This window comes from Enterobacter sp. PP-008-ECC_S150, assembly GCF_045257065.1.
Lineage (GTDB): Bacteria > Pseudomonadota > Gammaproteobacteria > Enterobacterales > Enterobacteriaceae > Enterobacter > Enterobacter chengduensis.
Map to the genome: position 1 here is coordinate 54,921 of NZ_JBJHHG010000019.1, position 16,700 is coordinate 71,620.

Consider the following 16,700-nt stretch of genomic DNA (forward strand, 5'->3'; position numbering starts at 1 on the left):
TTCTGATTTGTTAACCGTTTATTCATCCTTCGACTCCCCATGCTTCCGTTATAATAGCGGCATGACATGACAGGAGCGTTTATGAATCAATCCTATGGAAGACTGGTAAGCCGGGCCGCAATGGCCGCGACGGTGATGGCGTCGTGTTTGCTGGTCATCAAGGTTTTCGCATGGTGGTATACCGGATCGGTGAGTATTCTGGCGGCGCTGGTGGACTCGCTGGTGGATATTGCCGCCTCGTTGACCAATCTGCTGGTCGTGCGTTACTCGCTGCAGCCAGCGGATGAAGAGCACACGTTTGGGCACGGTAAAGCGGAGTCGCTGGCCGCGCTGGCGCAAAGTATGTTCATTTCTGGTTCTGCGCTTTTCCTGTTTCTCACCGGTATTCAGCACCTCGTTTCGCCGACCCCGATGAACGATCCCGGCGTCGGCGTAGTTGTGACGGTGGTGGCACTTATTTGCACACTTGTTCTGGTAACGTTCCAGCGCTGGGTGGTTCGCAAAACGCAAAGCCAGGCCGTACGGGCGGATATGCTTCATTATCAATCTGATGTTATGATGAATGGGGCTATTCTTATTGCGCTCGGTCTGGCCTGGTATGGCTGGCATCGCGCCGATGCGTTGTTTGCGTTAGGGATTGGTATCTATATTTTATATAGCGCCCTGCGGATGGGGTATGAAGCGGTGCAATCACTGCTTGACCGCGCCCTCCCGGACTCAGAACGTAATGAAATTTTTTCTATTGTGACCGCCTGGCCCGGCGTCAGCGGTGCGCACGATCTTCGAACGCGGCAGTCAGGGCCGACCCGCTTTATTCAGATTCACATTGAAATGGAAGACAACCTGCCACTGGTACAGGCTCACGTGATTGCTGAGCAGGTCGAGCAGGCGATTTTGCAGCGTTTTCCTGGTTCTGACGTCATCATTCACCAGGATCCCTGCTCGGTTGTACCCGGACAGGTTGGACTTTCGTAATTGGTTGTAAAAAAGTGAGCCAGGCCAGCATTTTGTGTATAAATTACCGCCATTTGGCCTGACCTGAATCAATTCAGCCAGAAGGGATTGATATACTATTTGCAGTATTCGTTGGTCGATAAGTTTCTTCCGGCAACAGATTTCAATTTTGCATTCCTAAGTTCAGAGGTAGTCATGATTAAGAAAATCGGTGTGTTGACAAGCGGCGGTGATGCGCCGGGCATGAACGCGGCAATTCGCGGTGTTGTCCGCGCAGCGCTGACGGAAGGTCTGGAAGTTTTTGGTATCTATGATGGTTACCTGGGTCTGTATGAAGACCGTATGGTTCAGCTCGACCGTTACAGCGTGTCTGACATGATTAACCGTGGCGGTACCTTCCTTGGGTCTGCACGCTTCCCGGAATTCCGTGACGAACGCATCCGTGAAGTGGCTATCGAGAACATGAAGAAACGCGGTCTGGACGCCCTGGTGGTAATCGGCGGTGACGGCTCGTACATGGGTGCAAAACGTCTGACCGAAATGGGCTTCCCGTGCATCGGTCTGCCGGGCACTATCGACAACGACATTAAAGGCACTGACTACACCATCGGCTTCTTTACTGCACTGGGAACCGTTGTTGAAGCCATTGACCGCCTGCGTGACACCTCGTCTTCTCACCAGCGTATATCTATCGTTGAAGTGATGGGCCGTTACTGCGGTGACCTGACGCTGGCGGCAGCGATTGCGGGCGGTTGCGAATTTATCGTGGTACCAGAAGTTGAATTTAGCCGTGAAGATCTGGTGGCCGAAATCAAAGCGGGCATCGCGAAAGGTAAAAAACACGCGATCGTGGCGATTACCGAGCACATCTGTGACGTTGACGAGCTGGCGAAGTACATTGAAGCCGAAACCAAACGCGAAACCCGCGCGACCGTACTGGGTCACATCCAGCGCGGCGGTTCCCCTGGTCCTTACGACCGTATCCTGGCGTCCCGCATGGGCGCGTACGCTATCGATCTGCTGCTGCAGGGCCACGGCGGCCGCTGCGTCGGTATTCAGAACGAAAAACTGGTTCACCATGACATCATCGACGCGATTGAAAACATGAAGCGTCCGTTCAAGGGTGACTGGCTGGACTGCGCGAAAAAACTGTACTGATCGGCTGTGTTGCCCGGTGGCGCTGCGCTTACCGGGCCTACAAAAGCACGATTCGTAGGCCGGGTAAGGCGTAGCCGCCACCCGGCTTTTTAATGCGCGCACGCTTTTTATTCCACTACGTTATAGCCAATCTTTTTTTATTCTTTAATCATCGATTCTGTTTCTGGCACGCTGCATTCATCAAAACACTACATAAGAGAGCTGGGCGATGAATAAATGGGGCGTGGGTTTTACATTATTGCTGGCATCGACCAGCGTTCTGGCTAAGGATATCCAGTTACTGAACGTGTCATACGACCCGACGCGTGAACTGTACGAGCAATACAACAAGGCGTTTGCGGCGCACTGGAAGCAGGAAACCGGCGATAACGTGGTGGTTCGCCAGTCTCACGGCGGCTCCGGTAAGCAGGCGACCTCCGTCATCAACGGTATTGAAGCCGACGTGGTGACCCTGGCGCTGGCCTACGATGTCGACGCCATCGCCGAGCGTGGCCGCATCGATAAAAACTGGATCAAACGCCTGCCGGATAACTCCGCGCCATACACCTCAACTATCGTCTTCCTGGTGCGTAAAGGGAACCCGAAACAGATTAAAGACTGGAACGACCTGGTCAAACCGGGCGTGTCTGTGATTACCCCTAACCCGAAAAGCTCCGGCGGCGCTCGCTGGAACTACCTGGGCGCGTGGGGCTATGCGCTGCACCACAACAACGGTGACCAGGCCAAAGCACAGGAATTCGTGAAAGCGCTGTATAAGAACGTTGAGGTACTGGACTCCGGCGCGCGCGGTGCAACCAACACCTTCGTCGAGCGCGGCATTGGTGACGTGCTGATCGCCTGGGAAAACGAAGCCCTGCTGGCGACCCACGAGCTGGGTAAAGACAAATTCGAGATCGTGACCCCAAGCGAATCCATCCTCGCAGAGCCGACCGTCTCCGTGGTCGACAAAGTGGTAGAGAAGAAAGACACCAAAGCGGTAGCGGATGCTTACCTGAAGTATCTCTACTCGCCAGAAGGCCAGGAAATTGCGGCGAAAAACTTCTATCGTCCACGCGATGCGGCTGTCGCGAAGAAATACGAAGGGGAATTCCCGAAACTGAAGCTTTTCACCATTGATGATGTGTTCGGCGGCTGGACGAAAGCGCAGAAAGAGCACTTCTCTAATGGCGGCACCTTCGACCAGATTAGCCAGCGCTAATCCTTAGCCTGCGACACGATGACCCGGCGTGAGAAATCCGCCGGGTTTTTTATTTGGTCATCATTTTGCGTTACTCTTTTGCCTCTATTGAAAACAGGGAACGCGTTGTGAAAAAAATTATCGTATTGATCCTTATTGTCATCGCCCTTGCCGCGGGCGGCGTGTACTGGATGAAGGCGGATAATCCGAATGCGTTGCGTCATATCGTTCTCGACCAGTGCGTGCCGAACCAGATCCAGAATCGTAACCCGGCGCCGTGTGCGCAGGTGAAAACGGATGCAGGGTATGTGGTTTTTAAGGATCGCAACGGCCCGCTGCAATACCTGCTGATGCCAACATACCGCATCAACGGCACCGAGAGCCCGCTGCTGACCGAAGCGCACACGCCGAACTTTTTCTGGCTGGCCTGGCAGTCGCGCAGCTTTATGACCCTGAAGCGGGGATCCGAGGTGCCTGACAGCGCCATTTCGCTGACGATTAACTCGCCGACAGGGCGCACGCAGAACCATTTTCATATTCATATTTCCTGTCTGCGTCCGGACGTGCGCGAGAAGCTCAACGCGGCGCAGGGAGAAATCAGCACCCAGTGGCTGCCTCTTCCCGGAGGGCTGGAAGGGCATGAGTATCTTGCCCGTCGGGTGACGGAGAATGAACTGGTTCAGCGCAGCCCGTTTATGATGCTGGCAGAAGAGCTGCCGGAAGCGCGCGACCATATGGGGCGCTTCGCGCTAGCGATGGCGCAGCAGTCGGATGGTTCGTTTGTATTGCTGGCGACCGAGCGTAACCTGCTCACCCTTAACCGCGCGTCGGCTGAGGAACTGCAGGATCATCAATGCGCTATCCTGAACTGACCCCACCATAAATAGCGTTTACTCGTCATGCCTGTCACCGTAGACTTGCTGAAAAATTCTACAGGAGACAGGTATGTCGCTCTGGTTAACGCATCCTCTACTGCTGCCCTCCCTGATTGTTGGCGTCACCATCGTGCTGTGGGCGACGTCGCTATTACCGGAATTCATCACCGCGCTGCTGTTCTTTACGGCGGCGATGACAGCCAGAATCGCCCCGCCGGAGATGATTTTTGGCGGTTTTGCCTCTTCGGCCTTCTGGCTGGTCTTCAGCGGGTTTGTGCTCGGCGTGGCGATCCGCAAAACCGGCCTGGCAGACAGGGCCGCCCGGGCGCTGTCGGCAAAGCTGACCGACTCCTGGGTATTAATGGTAGCGAGCGTGGTGCTGCTGAGCTACGCGCTGGCGTTTGTGATGCCGTCGAACATGGGACGTATTGCGCTGCTGATGCCGATTGTCGCGGCGATGGCGAAACGCGCCGGCATCGCCGACGGCTCCCGCGCCTGGTTTGGCCTGGCGCTGGCTGTGGGGTTCGGGACCTTCCAGCTTTCGGCGACGATTCTGCCCGCTAACGTCCCTAACCTGGTGATGAGCGGCGCGGCGGAAGGCTCGTACGGCATCCACCTCAACTATGTCCCGTATCTGCTGCTGCATACGCCGGTATTGGGCATTCTGAAAGGCCTGATCCTGATTGGCCTCATCTGCTGGCTATTTCCCGGCAGCCCGAAGCCGCCAAAGGAACAGGCGCCATCTGAGCCCATGGGGCGGGACGAGAAGCGCCTCGCCTGGCTGCTGGCGGTGGTGCTGGGCATGTGGGTGACGGAGAGCTGGCACGGCGTGGGGCCCGCGTGGACGGGGCTGGCGGCGTCGGTCATCGTTATGCTGCCGCGTATCGGTTTTATCACCGGGGAAGAGTTTTCCGCCGGGGTAAATATGCGTACCTGTATCTATGTGGCAGGCATTCTTGGGCTAGCGATCGTCGTGACGCAAACCGGCATCGGAACGGCGGTGGGCGAGGCGCTGCTGCGCATTATGCCGCTGGATGCAGAGAGACCCTTCACCAGTTTCCTGGCGCTGACCGGCATTACCACCGCGCTTAACTTCATTATGACCGCCAACGGCGTTCCGGCGCTGTACACCACCCTGGCGCAGAGTTTTTCGGATGCGACCGGCTTCCCGCTGCTGTCGGTGATCATGATTCAGGTGCTGGGCTATTCCACGCCGCTGCTGCCGTATCAGGCATCGCCGATTGTGGTGGCTATGGGCTTAGGAAAGGTGCCTGCAAAGGCGGGGATGGTGCTCTGTCTGGCGCTGGCGATTGCAACCTATCTGGTGCTGCTGCCGCTGGATTATCTGTGGTTTAGCGTGCTGGGACGGTTGTAAAAAAGCCCGGAAGCGCTGGCGCTTACCGGGCCTACAGAACCGCAGGGCGGGTTAGCGAAGCGCCACCCGCCACAAAGCATAAGGGCAATTACGCCTGTTTAGCCGCTTCTGCCGCTTTAACGATCACCGCGAAAGCGTCCGCTTTCAGGGATGCACCGCCAACCAGCGCGCCATCGATGTCTGGCTGGGTGGACAGCTCCGCAGCGTTGGAAGCGTTAACGGAACCGCCGTACTGGATGATCACTTGCTCAGCGACTTTCGCGTCGGCTTTCGCAATGTGGTCACGGATGAATTTGTGAACTGCCTGAGCCTGCGCAGGAGTTGCAGATTTGCCGGTACCGATCGCCCAGACTGGCTCGTATGCGATAACCGCGCCTTCGAACGCTGCCGCGCCCTGGGTTTTCAGCACCGCGTCGATCTGACGTGCGCACACTTCTTCAGTTTTGCCCGCTTCGTTTTCCGCTTCGGTTTCACCGATGCACAGAACCGGGATCAGACCCTGCTCTTTCAGCACGGCAAATTTCTTCGCGATGAACTCGTCGGATTCTTTGTGGTAGGTGCGACGCTCGGAGTGGCCGATGATGATGTATTTCGCGCCGATATCTTTCAGCATTTCAGCGGAGGTTTCACCGGTGAACGCGCCAGACAGGTTAACGTCAACGTTCTGCGCGCCCAGAATGATGTGGCTACCGTCAGCAGCACGTTTAGCCAGATCCAGATACATATCCGGCGGAGCGATAGCAACCGCGCAGCCCGTCACGCCAGCCAGCTCTTTACGCAGGTTCGCAACCAGTTCGTTTACCATGTGGCGGCTGCCGTTCAGTTTCCAGTTACCCATCACTAAAGGATGTCGCATTTCAATTCTCCACGCTCAATAAGCGAATTAAGGAATATGGCCACCCTGTCGGGCAGCATGGTCTGTGAATCAGTATAGAGATTTTCCCTCGAAAGGCTTTGCTTTTCGTCATTAATTCGCCCCGCCGAGGGTGTCAGAGAGTGCCAGCTTAATCGGTTCAACAGCGAAGGTCAGTCCTTTTTCGCCGTTGTCCGCCACCACATAGCGGATTGCGCCTTCTGTCGTGGCGTAGTACCGCTTGTTTTTACCGGCGGTCAGCAGCTTTTGCAGCTTTTGCTGGCTTTGCTTTTTCGTCAGCGCGGGCGTAAACGCCTGCAAAACCGCGCTCATGTATTCCAGCGCCTTCGCTTTTGCGGCTTTCTGCTCTGGCCCCTGAATCGGCAGCCAGGTGATTTGCATACTCTTGATTTTTAACGTTCCACGCTCCAGCGCCGTGGACGCGTATAAATTTTCGTTAATCTTGCTTGCCGCGCGGGTCAGCGTCGGCGTGTCGCGGGAGCCGTCAATGGCGCGAAACTCATCCAGCGGCAGGGTGGGGTTAGCCTGATTAAAGGCTTCACGAAACTGGCTGATGGACTGGTCGAACGACGGCGCGCCCGCCAGCAGATACGGTGCGGTGGTCGGGGCAGCGGTTTCGGCGGCGTGCAGGGGATAACCGACGCCGAGCAGCGCTAAACACAGGAAGAGAGAACGTGCCGAACTTTTCATCAACATTGCCCCTGGCCGTAAGTGCTCATGATTAAAACGATATCTGGGCGGCTTGTCAAAAGGTCACAACTCCAGGGTAAAATGCGGGCTATACGATAATAAGGAACCTTACATGACCATACAGCAGTGGCTGTTTTCGTTCAAAGGGCGTATTGGACGCCGTGATTTCTGGATCTGGATAGTGACGTGGGTTGTCGCCATGCTGCTTCTGTTTTTTGTGGCGTACAATGCCTGGCTGAGCACGCAGACGGCGGCGTTTGCGCTGGTCTGTTTACTGTGGCCAACGGCGGCTGTCGTCGTGAAAAGGCTGCACGATCGCGGCCGTTCCGGCGCGTGGGCATTTCTGATTATTCTGGCGTGGATGCTGGTGGCGGGAAACTGGGCGATGCTGCCGTCCATCCTGCCGTGGGTCGTGGGCAGGCTGCTGCCGTCGGTCATCTTCGTCATGATGATTGTCGATCTGGGCGCGTTTATCGGCACCCAGAGCGAAAACAAATACGGTAAAGACACCCTTGAGGTGAAATACCGCTGATCACCAGTAGTGTTCGGCGGTCATATGGCCCGGTCGGCGACGAAGGTGCTTCGTCATCTGCCGGGTGTCCTTCAGAAGCTGCTGCGTGTCCCGAACCATCTGCGGGTTACCGCACAGCATGACGTGGCAGGTTTCAGCCGTCATCGGCAAGCCTACCGCCTCTTCCAGCGCGCCGCTCTCAATTAACGCCGGCACGCGACCGGTTAGCGTACCTGCAACGGTTTCGCGGCTCACCACCGTCTGAATCTTTAACTTTCCGCCATAACGCTGTTCCAGCGCCTGCATCTGCGGCAGGTAGCTGAGGTCTGCGGCGTAGCGCGCGGCGTGAACCAGCACGATGTTTTTAAAGCGCTCAAGGTCTTTGCCATATTGCAAAATGGAGAGGTACGGACCAATGGCCGTGCCGGTCGCCAGCATCCAGAGCGTGTCGCAGTCTGGGACCTCTTCGAGCACAAAGAAACCCGCCGCTTCGCTGACAATTTGCACATCGTCGCCGGGCTTAAGGGCGGCGAGGCGCGGGCTGAGCTTACCGTCCGGGACGGTAACGAGATAGAACTCGAGATCAGGGTTATCCGGCGCGTTAACGTAAGAGTAGGCGCGCTGCACGCGTTCGCCGTCGACATCCAGCCCCAGCTTCGCAAACTGCCCGGCCTTAAACGGATGGACGGGAGCATGCAGGGTGAGACTAAATAGCGCATCGGTCCAGAACTCTATCTTTGTGACTTTACCTGTTACCCAGTCCGCCATGATCTTCTCCTGTGCTGTTTCTCTGTTCTATCTTCTGTTCTTGTGGAGATAATTTCCAGCCCGTCAGGGCCGGAAAGCTCTATCGATCAAACGGTTTACAGAATGTGCGCCTGCACGTCCGGATCTTTGCGGTCGAGATAGTGGATGGACTGAATGCGGCGAATGGTGCGCGACTTGCCGCGGATCAGCAGCGTTTCGGTGGTCGCCATATTGCCCTTGCGGGTGATGCCGTCCAGCAGATCGCCTTTGGTGATGCCGGTCGCCGAGAAGACCACGTTGTCGCTGCGGGCCATTTCGTTCAGCGCGAGAACCTTATTGGCCTCGATGCCCATCGCTTCGCAGCGTGCCAGCTCGTTTTCCCCAATACGGCGGTTCTCTTCGCTGTCGCCTTTCACCTCATGGCGGGGCAGCAGACGCGCCTGCATATCGCCGTCCAGCGCGCGGATCACCGCCGCAGAGACCACACCTTCCGGCGCGCCGCCGATGCCGTAAAGCACGTCCACTTCGCTGTCCGGCATGCAGGTCAGGATCGAGGCGGCAACGTCGCCATCCGGAATAGCAAACACCCGCACGCCGAGCTTTTGCATCTGCGCGATGGTGGCGTCGTGGCGCGGTTTTGCCAGAATGGTTACGGTGAGTTCGCTAAGTGGTTTGCCCAGGGCTTTGGCGACGTTGTGCAGGTTCTCTTCCAGCGGCAGGCTGAGGTCGATAGCGCCCTTCGCGCCGGGACCGACAATCAGTTTTTCCATGTACATGTCCGGCGCGTTAAGGAAGCAGCCTTTGTCGCCGACGGCCAGCACCGCCAGGGCGTTGGCCTGACCCATCGCCGTCATGCGCGTGCCTTCAATCGGGTCCACGGCGATATCCACCGCATCGCCTTTGCCGGTACCGACTTTTTCACCGATATAGAGCATCGGCGCTTCGTCGATCTCGCCTTCGCCGATCACGATGGTGCCGTCGATGTTGACCTGGTTAAGCACAATGCGCATGGCATGGACGGCCGCGCCGTCTGCGGTATTTTTGTCACCGCGACCCAGCCATTTATAGCCTGCGAGGGCGGCCGCTTCGGTGACGCGGGAAAACTCGATAGCAAGTTCACGTTTCATGAGGTACTCGTGCAATCAAAAGGAATTGCACGAAGTTTATCACAGAGTGGGTAAGGTGCGGTCTGTACTCCCCGCACCTTAACCCTCTCCCCAAAGGGGCGAGGGGACTAAAAACACCCTCTCCCCTTTGGGGAGAGGGCCGGGGTGAGGGGGACTTACTCGTCGTGCTCTTCCCACGCCAGGGCGCGTTTCACCGCTTTCTTCCAGCCGCTGTAGCGGACGTTACGTTCGGTGGTTTCGATGCCCGGGCGGAATTCGCGTTCGATTACCGCTTTTTCCTGCAGCTCGTCGAGATTCTGCCAGAAGCCTACCGCCAGACCGGCAAGGTACGCCGCGCCCAGCGCCGTGACTTCACGCACTTCAGGACGCTCAACGCGGGTGCCCAGAATGTCGGACTGGAACTGCATCAGGAAGTTATTCGCTACCGCGCCGCCGTCCACGCGCAGGGCGTGCAGACGAATGCCGGAGTCCGCCTGCATCGCTTCCAGCACGTCGCGCGTCTGGTAGGCGATGGATTCCAGGGTGGCGCGAATAATGTGGTTCGAGTTGACGCCGCGCGTCAGGCCGAAAATCGCCCCGCGTGCATACGGATCCCAGTACGGTGCGCCCAGGCCGGTAAACGCCGGCACCACGTACACGCCGTTGGTATCCTTCACTTTGGTCGCGAAATATTCGGAGTCGAAGGCATCGCTGATCAGCTTCATCTCGTCGCGCAACCACTGGATGGACGCGCCGGCCATGAACACCGCACCTTCCAGGGCGTAGTTCACTTCGCCGCGCGGGCCGCAGGCGATGGTGGTCAGCAGGCCGTTTTCTGATTTCACCGCTTTCTCGCCGGTGTTCATCAGCATGAAGCAGCCGGTGCCGTAGGTGTTTTTCGCCATCCCTTCCTTGACGCACAGCTGGCCGAACAGCGCCGCCTGCTGGTCACCGGCGATACCGGCGATAGGAATACGGGTGCCGCCTTTACCGCCGATGTTGGTCTGGCCGTACACTTCTGAAGACTTACGCACTTCAGGCAGCATCGCGCGCGGAATGTCCAGCGCGTCCAGCATCTTGTCATCCCACTCCAGGGTGTTGATGTTGAACAGCATGGTACGCGAGGCGTTAGTGTAGTCGGTGACGTGAACGCGTCCCTGGGTCATCTTCCAGATAAGCCAGGTATCGACGGTACCGAACAGCAGCTCGCCGCGTTTAGCACGCTCGCGTGACCCTTCCACGTGGTCGAGGATCCACTTCACTTTGGTGCCGGAGAAGTACGGGTCGACCACCAGGCCTGTTGCGCTACGGATATAATCTTCCATACCCTCGCGCTTCAGTTTTTCGCAAATTTCTGAGGTACGACGACACTGCCAGACGATAGCGTTGTAAATAGGCTTACCGGTTTCGCGCTCCCAGACAACGGTGGTCTCACGCTGGTTGGTGATACCAATCGCGGCAATCTCGTCGGAACTGATATCGGCTTTCGCCAGCACTTCCACCAGCGTGGAGCTTTGTGATGCCCAAATTTCCATCGGGTCGTGTTCTACCCAGCCTGGACGGGGATAAATTTGCTCAAATTCGCGCTGTGACACGCTGACGATGTTCGCGTCATGATCCATTACGACAGCGCGGGAGCTGGTAGTGCCCTGGTCGAGCGCAACGATATATTTTTTTTCGGTCATGGTATGTGTCCCGTAGTCAGATTACAGCGAAGCTTTTTGTTGTGCGGTAGAAGTCGTTTCCTTCTCCTCTTCCACACAGGTGTCGCACGGTAAATGGCGACCAATTAATTTGCGGTAGCTAAATGCACCCAGCGCAGCCCCGACAACCGGCGCAAACAGCGGTACCAGGAAGTAAGGAATGTCTTTGCCTCCGGTGAAGGCAACGTCGCCCCAGCCTGCGATAAAGGCAAATGCTTTTGGCCCAATATCACGCGCCGGGTTCATCGCGAAGCCGGTCAGCGGGCCCATGGAAGCGCCGATCACCGCAATCAGTAAACCAATCAGCAGGGGGGCCAGCGGGCCGCGCGGAATGCCGTTTCCGTCGTCGGTCAGCGCCAGGATAACGCCCATCAGAATAGCGGTAATCACCATTTCAACTGCGAACGCCTGCACAAAATTGATATGTGGGTTAGGGTAGGTTGAGAAGATGCCTGCCAGATCCAGACTTTCGACGCTGCCGCGTACCATATGATGCGTCTGTTCGAAGTCGATGAAAAGATTGTAATAAAGCCCGTAAACTAACGCCGCTGCGCAAAACGCGCCGGCAAACTGAGAAAGAATGAAAGGAACAACTTTGCGTCCGTCGAAGCACGCGAACAGCCACAGTGCGATAGTCACCGCCGGGTTAAGATGTGCGCCAGACACCCCTGCAGTCAGGTAGATGGCCATCGCCACGCCCAGACCCCAGATGATACTGATTTCCCACTGACCAAAACTGGCACCCGCCACTTTCAGTGCAGCAACACAGCCCACTCCGAAGAATATCAACAACCCGGTACCAAGGAACTCGGCAATGCACTGGCCTTTTAAGGTTGATGTCTGACTCATAATCGGAATCCTGAAGAAATTGATGTTTATTGTTAGCATGGCCGCCCGTGACAGCCACGATGCCCTGTAGACATAGTGTTAATTTATCGTTAACGAGCAAAAACGAGAAATATCGAAATCAAAATGTGTGGTCTGCGTCAATAAAATGAGCGTTTTCGCGCCATAAAGCACATTTTTGCATCAGCACAAGAATGTGAGCTGAATCATTTCATTAACGAATCAGTTAACAATTTAGGGGTATATGACGCGAACACACCAGGACCAGACCTAAAAGTGTTGCAAACCGCGATCTGCGCGGTGTGTCGCTGGACACAGAGCGCCGCGCTCCATACAATCGACGGTATATGTCGTGCGCGTTTATGTTAAAGCGTCGCCTTGCAATTCAGGAGAGGTAGCATCATGTCTTTAGAAGTGTTTGAGAAACTGGAATCGAAAGTACAGCAGGCGATTGACACCATCACCCTGCTGCAGATGGAAATTGAAGAGCTGAAAGAGAAGAACAACAGCCTGGCGCAGGAAGTTCAGAACGCTCAGCACGGCCGCGAAGAACTGGAGCGCGAAAACAATCAACTGCGCGAACAGCAGAACGGCTGGCAGGATCGCCTGCAGGCGCTGCTGGGCCGTATGGAAGAAGTCTGATTCCCACTGGGATGAACTGAACAGGCCGGGTAAGGCGAAGCCGCCACCCGGCTTTTTTATTACTGGCATAAAAAAGGCCGCCAGAGGCGGCCTTAACGCTACTTGTCCTGCGCTGTCATAGTAAGAGCAATCAACACATTCGGTTCATCACTCTTTACAACGAGTACGCTGGCGACAATGAACGCGATACATAAATAGCGTTTCATTATGCGGTCCCTGCAGCTAACCGCTCCACCGTTCACCACCGGTGATAAGTCGGTGGACACAAGCCCTGGTGTGGGCTGTTTTACGGCTGTGAATACACCTTTCCCTGGACCGATGCCCATGTGCGAGATGGCGGAAAGGGACGCAGCATCATAGTTAACATCAGCCCCGCCGTTAAGACGTGCAAATAAAATTAAGATTTTATAAAGGGTCTAAGGGATTGCCTGCCGCTTATTGAGGGGTATGATAAACGTCCCTGGTGTGGAGCTGTAAATCCTCCCAACGGACCGCGAATCCCGAGGGACAAAAAAACCGCCACATTGCTGTTGGCGGTTTTTTTATGGTCCACGCTGACGGTTTTATTACTCGATATCCAGCGGATCTTCCGAAAGGATAATGCCGGTATTATCGGCGTAGAGATGGTCGCCGGAGAAGAAGGTCACGCCGCCGAAATTGACGCGCACGTCGCTTTCGCCGATGCCGTCACCCGCCGCCCCTACCGGTATGGCCGCGATGGCCTGAATCCCGATATCGAGGTCTTCCAGATCGTCCACCTGGCGCACGGAACCGTACACCACAAGGCCTTCCCACTCGTTTTGCACGGCAATGCCGGCCAGCTCTGCATCAATTAATGCACGGCGCACGGAGCCGCCGCCGTCAACGACCAGAACGCGGCCTCGGCCATTCTGTTCGAGCAGATCGTACAGCAACCCGTTGTCCTCGAAACATTTCACCGTGACGATTTGACCGCCAAACGACGACCGCCCACCAAAGTTGGAAAACAGCGGTTCAACGACGTTGACATCTTCCTGGTAGATGTCACAAAGCTCGGAGGTATCGTATTTCATAGGTTTAACGCTCAGTTGCTGCGAATGTGTTCAGTATATCGTGCGAAATGCGTTGTTGGCAAAATCATCAATTGTTAATTGATATTTGTCAGCTAATGAAGCGTCTGGCTTAAGACAATCCCGATGACGAACAACAGGTTAGTCAACAGCGCGCCTTTTACCGTGCGCTCCAGCATCGGCGGCATAGCTGCCGGGCTGAGTTCACGCATCACAAAGCGGGCCTGCTTAATCAGCAGCGGCGCGGCAAGCACAAATAGCCAACCCCACAGGCTGTGCAGGGAAATCAGGTTAAACAGCGCCAGACACACTAGGGCGCTCATGAGCAGGCAGACATGGTAGCGGCGCGCATTCACCGGCCCCAGACGGACCGCCAGGGTGTTTTTACCGTTCTCGCGATCGCTGTCGATGTCGCGCAGGTTGTTGATGTTCAGCACCGCTGTCGCCAGCAGACCGCAGGCGGTCGCAGGCAGGAACAGGGCAGGGATCACCGTATGCGCCTGTAGGTACCAGCTCCCCATCACGCTTAGCCAGCCGAAGAAAACCAGCACGGAGATATCACCGAGCCCAATATAACCGTAAGGTCGCGTGCCGACGGTGTAGGTAATGGCCGCGATAATGGCCAATAAGCCCAGCACCAGGAAGCCAATAAAATCGCTGGGGGTCTTAGACGCCACCGTCACCAGCGCCAGGCCGGATACGCAGATCAGCACCACGGTGATAATCAGCGCGCGTTTCATCTGCGCCTGGGTAATCACCCCTTTCTGCATTCCGCGCAGGGGACCAATGCGGTCCGGCTTGTCGCTGCCCTTTACCGCATCGCCGTAGTCGTTGGCGAGGTTGGAGAGGATTTGCAGCAGGCCGGCGGTAATCAGTGCCAGCGCGGCGACCAGCGGGTCAAAATACCCCTGCCACCAGGCAAGGGCCGTGCCGACGATAATCGCGGCAAAGGCCAGAGGAAGTGTTTTAGGGCGCAGACTTTCGAGCCACGCCTGAGTACGGCTGATGTCAGTCATAAGTAGTTAGCCAATAAAAATGGGGGCATTAGCCCCCATTAAACGTGATGAGAATCCAGTAACCGCGATTATAGGATAAAACGGCTCAGATCTTCATCTGCCACTAACGCATCCAGATGTTTACTCACATATTCTGCGTCAATGGTAACGGTTTGACCGTTCAGGTCGCTCGCGTCGTAAGAGATATCCTCCACCAGGCGTTCCAGCACGGTATGCAGACGACGCGCACCGATGTTCTCGGTGGTTTCGTTCACCTGCCATGCGGCCTGAGCAATCCGTTTGATACCGTCTTCGGTGAACTCGAGGTTCACGCCTTCGGTTGCCATCAGCGCTTTGTACTGTACGGTCGCAGAGGCGTTTGGCTCGGTCAGGATACGTTCGAAATCTTCGGTGGTCAGCGCCTGCAGCTCAACGCGGATCGGCAGACGGCCCTGCAGTTCCGGGATCAGATCCGACGGGCTGGCAACCTGGAACGCACCTGAAGCGATAAACAGGATGTGGTCCGTTTTCACCATGCCGTGCTTGGTGGAGACGGTGCAGCCTTCAACCAGCGGCAGCAGGTCGCGCTGTACGCCTTCGCGGGACACGTCCGGGCCGGAGCTGTTGCCGCCGCGCTTACAGATTTTGTCGATTTCGTCGATAAATACGATGCCGTGCTGCTCAACCGCGTCGATAGCGTCCTGCTTCAGCTCTTCCGGGTTCACCAGCTTCGCCGCTTCTTCTTCAATCAGCAGCTTCATCGCGTCTTTGATTTTCAGCTTACGCGCTTTCTGCTTCTGGCCGCCCAGGTTCTGGAACATGGACTGCAGCTGGCTGGTCATCTCTTCCATGCCAGGAGGCGCCATGATCTCCACGCCCATTGGCGCGGCAGCGAGATCGATCTCAATCTCTTTGTCGTCCAGCTGGCCTTCACGCAGCTTTTTGCGGAACGCCTGACGCGCGGCGGACGGTTCCGCCTGCTGCTCTGCCTGGCCCCAGTTGTTTTTTGCCGGTGGGATCAGCACGTCGAGAATGCGCTCTTCGGCCATCTCTTCCGCGCGATAGCGGTTTTTCTCGATCGCCTGGACGCGCACCATCTTGATCGCCGAGTCGGTCAGATCGCGGATGATGGAGTCCACTTCTTTACCCACATAGCCCACTTCGGTGAACTTGGTGGCTTCAACTTTGATGAACGGCGCGTTAGCCAGCTTCGCCAGACGACGGGCGATTTCGGTTTTACCGACGCCGGTCGGGCCGATCATCAGAATGTTTTTCGGCGTCACTTCGTGGCGCAGCTCTTCGTCGAGCTGCATACGGCGCCAGCGGTTACGCAGCGCAATCGCCACGGAACGCTTGGCGTTATCCTGGCCGATAATGTGTTTGTTCAGTTCGCTGACAATTTCGCGTGGGGTCATTTCAGACATGGGAGATCCTTACGCTTTGGAATTCAATTCTTCGATGGTGTGGTTGTGGTTGGTATAGATGCAGATATCACCTGCAATATCCAACGCCTTCACCGCGATATCGCGCGCGTTCATGTCGGTATTTTCCAACAGCGCGCGGGCTGCAGCCTGGGCATAAGGGCCGCCAGAGCCGATGGCAATCAGGTCATTTTCCGGCTGAATAACGTCGCCGTTACCGGTGATGATAAGCGAAGCGGTTTCATCGGCTACGGCCAGCAGCGCTTCGAGCTTGCGCAGCATGCGGTCGGTACGCCAGTCTTTTGCCAGCTCTACGGCCGCTTTCACCAGATGGCCCTGGTGCATTTCCAGTTTGCGTTCAAACAGTTCAAACAGCGTGAAGGCGTCCGCCGTGCCGCCTGCAAAACCGGCGATCACTTTGTCGTTGTAGAGACGGCGCACTTTCTTCACGTTGCCTTTCATGACGGTATTACCCAGCGTGGCCTGGCCATCACCGGCGATTACCACTTGGCCGTTACGGCGTACACTTACTATTGTTGTCACGAGCAGACCCCCTGGTTACAGAATCGGGAAACAG

17 protein-coding genes are annotated in these 16,700 nt (G+C 56.4%); 7 read left to right on the plus strand and 10 right to left on the minus strand.

Annotated features, from left to right (window positions below; genetic code table 11):
* The first annotated feature begins 81 nt into the window (after nucleotides 1-81).
* From fieF to ACJBF3_RS19445, 5 genes are all read left to right on the plus strand, one after another.
* Nucleotides 82-975, plus strand: a complete 894-nt coding sequence (gene fieF / locus ACJBF3_RS19425) for a CDF family cation-efflux transporter FieF (RefSeq protein WP_045329511.1) — start codon at nucleotides 82-84, stop codon at nucleotides 973-975.
* Between the two features lie 174 nt (nucleotides 976-1,149).
* A complete protein-coding gene (gene pfkA / locus ACJBF3_RS19430) occupies nucleotides 1,150-2,112 on the plus strand; it encodes a 6-phosphofructokinase (RefSeq protein WP_045329512.1) in 963 nt (320 codons plus the stop codon).
* Nucleotides 2,113-2,320: 208 nt separating this feature from the next.
* Complete coding sequence (locus ACJBF3_RS19435) at nucleotides 2,321-3,310, plus strand: sulfate ABC transporter substrate-binding protein (protein ID WP_045329513.1); 990 nt, start codon at nucleotides 2,321-2,323, stop codon at nucleotides 3,308-3,310.
* Between the two features lie 107 nt (nucleotides 3,311-3,417).
* The gene (locus tag ACJBF3_RS19440) at nucleotides 3,418-4,161 is read left to right on the plus strand and encodes a CDP-diacylglycerol diphosphatase (protein WP_045329514.1); all 744 of its coding nucleotides are present in this window, start codon (nucleotides 3,418-3,420) and stop codon (nucleotides 4,159-4,161) included.
* Nucleotides 4,162-4,234: 73 nt separating this feature from the next.
* Nucleotides 4,235-5,539, plus strand: a complete 1,305-nt coding sequence (locus ACJBF3_RS19445) for an SLC13 family permease (RefSeq protein ID WP_045329516.1) — start codon at nucleotides 4,235-4,237, stop codon at nucleotides 5,537-5,539.
* Nucleotides 5,540-5,627: 88 nt separating this feature from the next.
* Here ACJBF3_RS19445 and tpiA read toward each other — a convergent pair whose 3' ends face one another.
* Both tpiA and ACJBF3_RS19455 read right to left on the minus strand, forming a co-directional pair.
* The gene (tpiA, locus tag ACJBF3_RS19450; RefSeq protein WP_406545241.1) at nucleotides 5,628-6,395 is read right to left on the minus strand and encodes a triose-phosphate isomerase; all 768 of its coding nucleotides are present in this window, start codon (nucleotides 6,393-6,395) and stop codon (nucleotides 5,628-5,630) included.
* Nucleotides 6,396-6,506: 111 nt separating this feature from the next.
* Nucleotides 6,507-7,103 carry a DUF1454 family protein gene (locus ACJBF3_RS19455; protein WP_045329518.1) on the minus strand — a complete coding sequence of 199 codons (597 nt, stop codon included), beginning with the start codon at nucleotides 7,101-7,103 and terminating at the stop codon, nucleotides 6,507-6,509.
* 112 nt (nucleotides 7,104-7,215) lie between these two features.
* On the opposite strand from ACJBF3_RS19455, the gene ACJBF3_RS19460 reads away from it, so the two are divergent.
* Nucleotides 7,216-7,635: a DUF805 domain-containing protein gene (locus tag ACJBF3_RS19460; RefSeq protein ID WP_045329520.1), complete on the plus strand. Its 420-nt coding sequence runs from the start codon at nucleotides 7,216-7,218 to the stop codon at nucleotides 7,633-7,635.
* Here the strand turns inward: ACJBF3_RS19460 and fpr are convergent, their stop codons facing one another.
* The 4 genes from fpr to ACJBF3_RS19480 all read right to left on the minus strand — a co-directional run bounded on the left by fpr (nucleotide 7,636) and on the right by ACJBF3_RS19480 (nucleotide 12,019).
* Entirely contained in the window at nucleotides 7,636-8,382 is a 747-nt protein-coding gene (fpr, locus tag ACJBF3_RS19465; RefSeq protein WP_045329521.1) for a ferredoxin--NADP(+) reductase, read from the minus strand. It lies immediately after the preceding gene.
* A gap of 95 nt (nucleotides 8,383-8,477) precedes the next feature.
* Nucleotides 8,478-9,488, minus strand: coding sequence for a class II fructose-bisphosphatase (glpX, locus tag ACJBF3_RS19470; protein WP_045329523.1), 1,011 nt, complete (start codon nucleotides 9,486-9,488; stop codon nucleotides 8,478-8,480).
* A 155-nt stretch (nucleotides 9,489-9,643) separates the two neighbouring features.
* Nucleotides 9,644-11,152 (minus strand): glycerol kinase GlpK, encoded by a 1,509-nt coding sequence (glpK, locus tag ACJBF3_RS19475; RefSeq protein WP_045329525.1) that lies wholly within the window; start codon nucleotides 11,150-11,152, stop codon nucleotides 9,644-9,646.
* A 21-nt stretch (nucleotides 11,153-11,173) separates the two neighbouring features.
* Nucleotides 11,174-12,019, minus strand: coding sequence for an MIP/aquaporin family protein (locus tag ACJBF3_RS19480; protein ID WP_014885705.1), 846 nt, complete (start codon nucleotides 12,017-12,019; stop codon nucleotides 11,174-11,176).
* Nucleotides 12,020-12,418: 399 nt separating this feature from the next.
* On the opposite strand from ACJBF3_RS19480, the gene zapB reads away from it, so the two are divergent.
* Complete coding sequence (gene zapB, locus ACJBF3_RS19485) at nucleotides 12,419-12,658, plus strand: septal ring assembly protein ZapB (protein ID WP_010436935.1); 240 nt, start codon at nucleotides 12,419-12,421, stop codon at nucleotides 12,656-12,658.
* A 566-nt stretch (nucleotides 12,659-13,224) separates the two neighbouring features.
* Here the strand turns inward: zapB and rraA are convergent.
* The 4 genes from rraA to hslV form a co-directional block, all read right to left on the minus strand.
* Entirely contained in the window at nucleotides 13,225-13,710 is a 486-nt protein-coding gene (gene rraA / locus ACJBF3_RS19490; RefSeq protein ID WP_023309687.1) for a ribonuclease E activity regulator RraA, read from the minus strand.
* A 92-nt stretch (nucleotides 13,711-13,802) separates the two neighbouring features.
* Nucleotides 13,803-14,723, minus strand: a complete 921-nt coding sequence (menA, locus tag ACJBF3_RS19495; RefSeq protein WP_045329528.1) for a 1,4-dihydroxy-2-naphthoate polyprenyltransferase — start codon at nucleotides 14,721-14,723, stop codon at nucleotides 13,803-13,805.
* A gap of 68 nt (nucleotides 14,724-14,791) precedes the next feature.
* Nucleotides 14,792-16,126, minus strand: a complete 1,335-nt coding sequence (gene hslU / locus ACJBF3_RS19500; RefSeq protein ID WP_023309685.1) for an HslU--HslV peptidase ATPase subunit — start codon at nucleotides 16,124-16,126, stop codon at nucleotides 14,792-14,794.
* 9 nt (nucleotides 16,127-16,135) lie between these two features.
* Nucleotides 16,136-16,666, minus strand: coding sequence for an ATP-dependent protease subunit HslV (hslV, locus tag ACJBF3_RS19505; protein WP_045329529.1), 531 nt, complete (start codon nucleotides 16,664-16,666; stop codon nucleotides 16,136-16,138).
* Nucleotides 16,667-16,700: the final 34 nt, after the last annotated feature.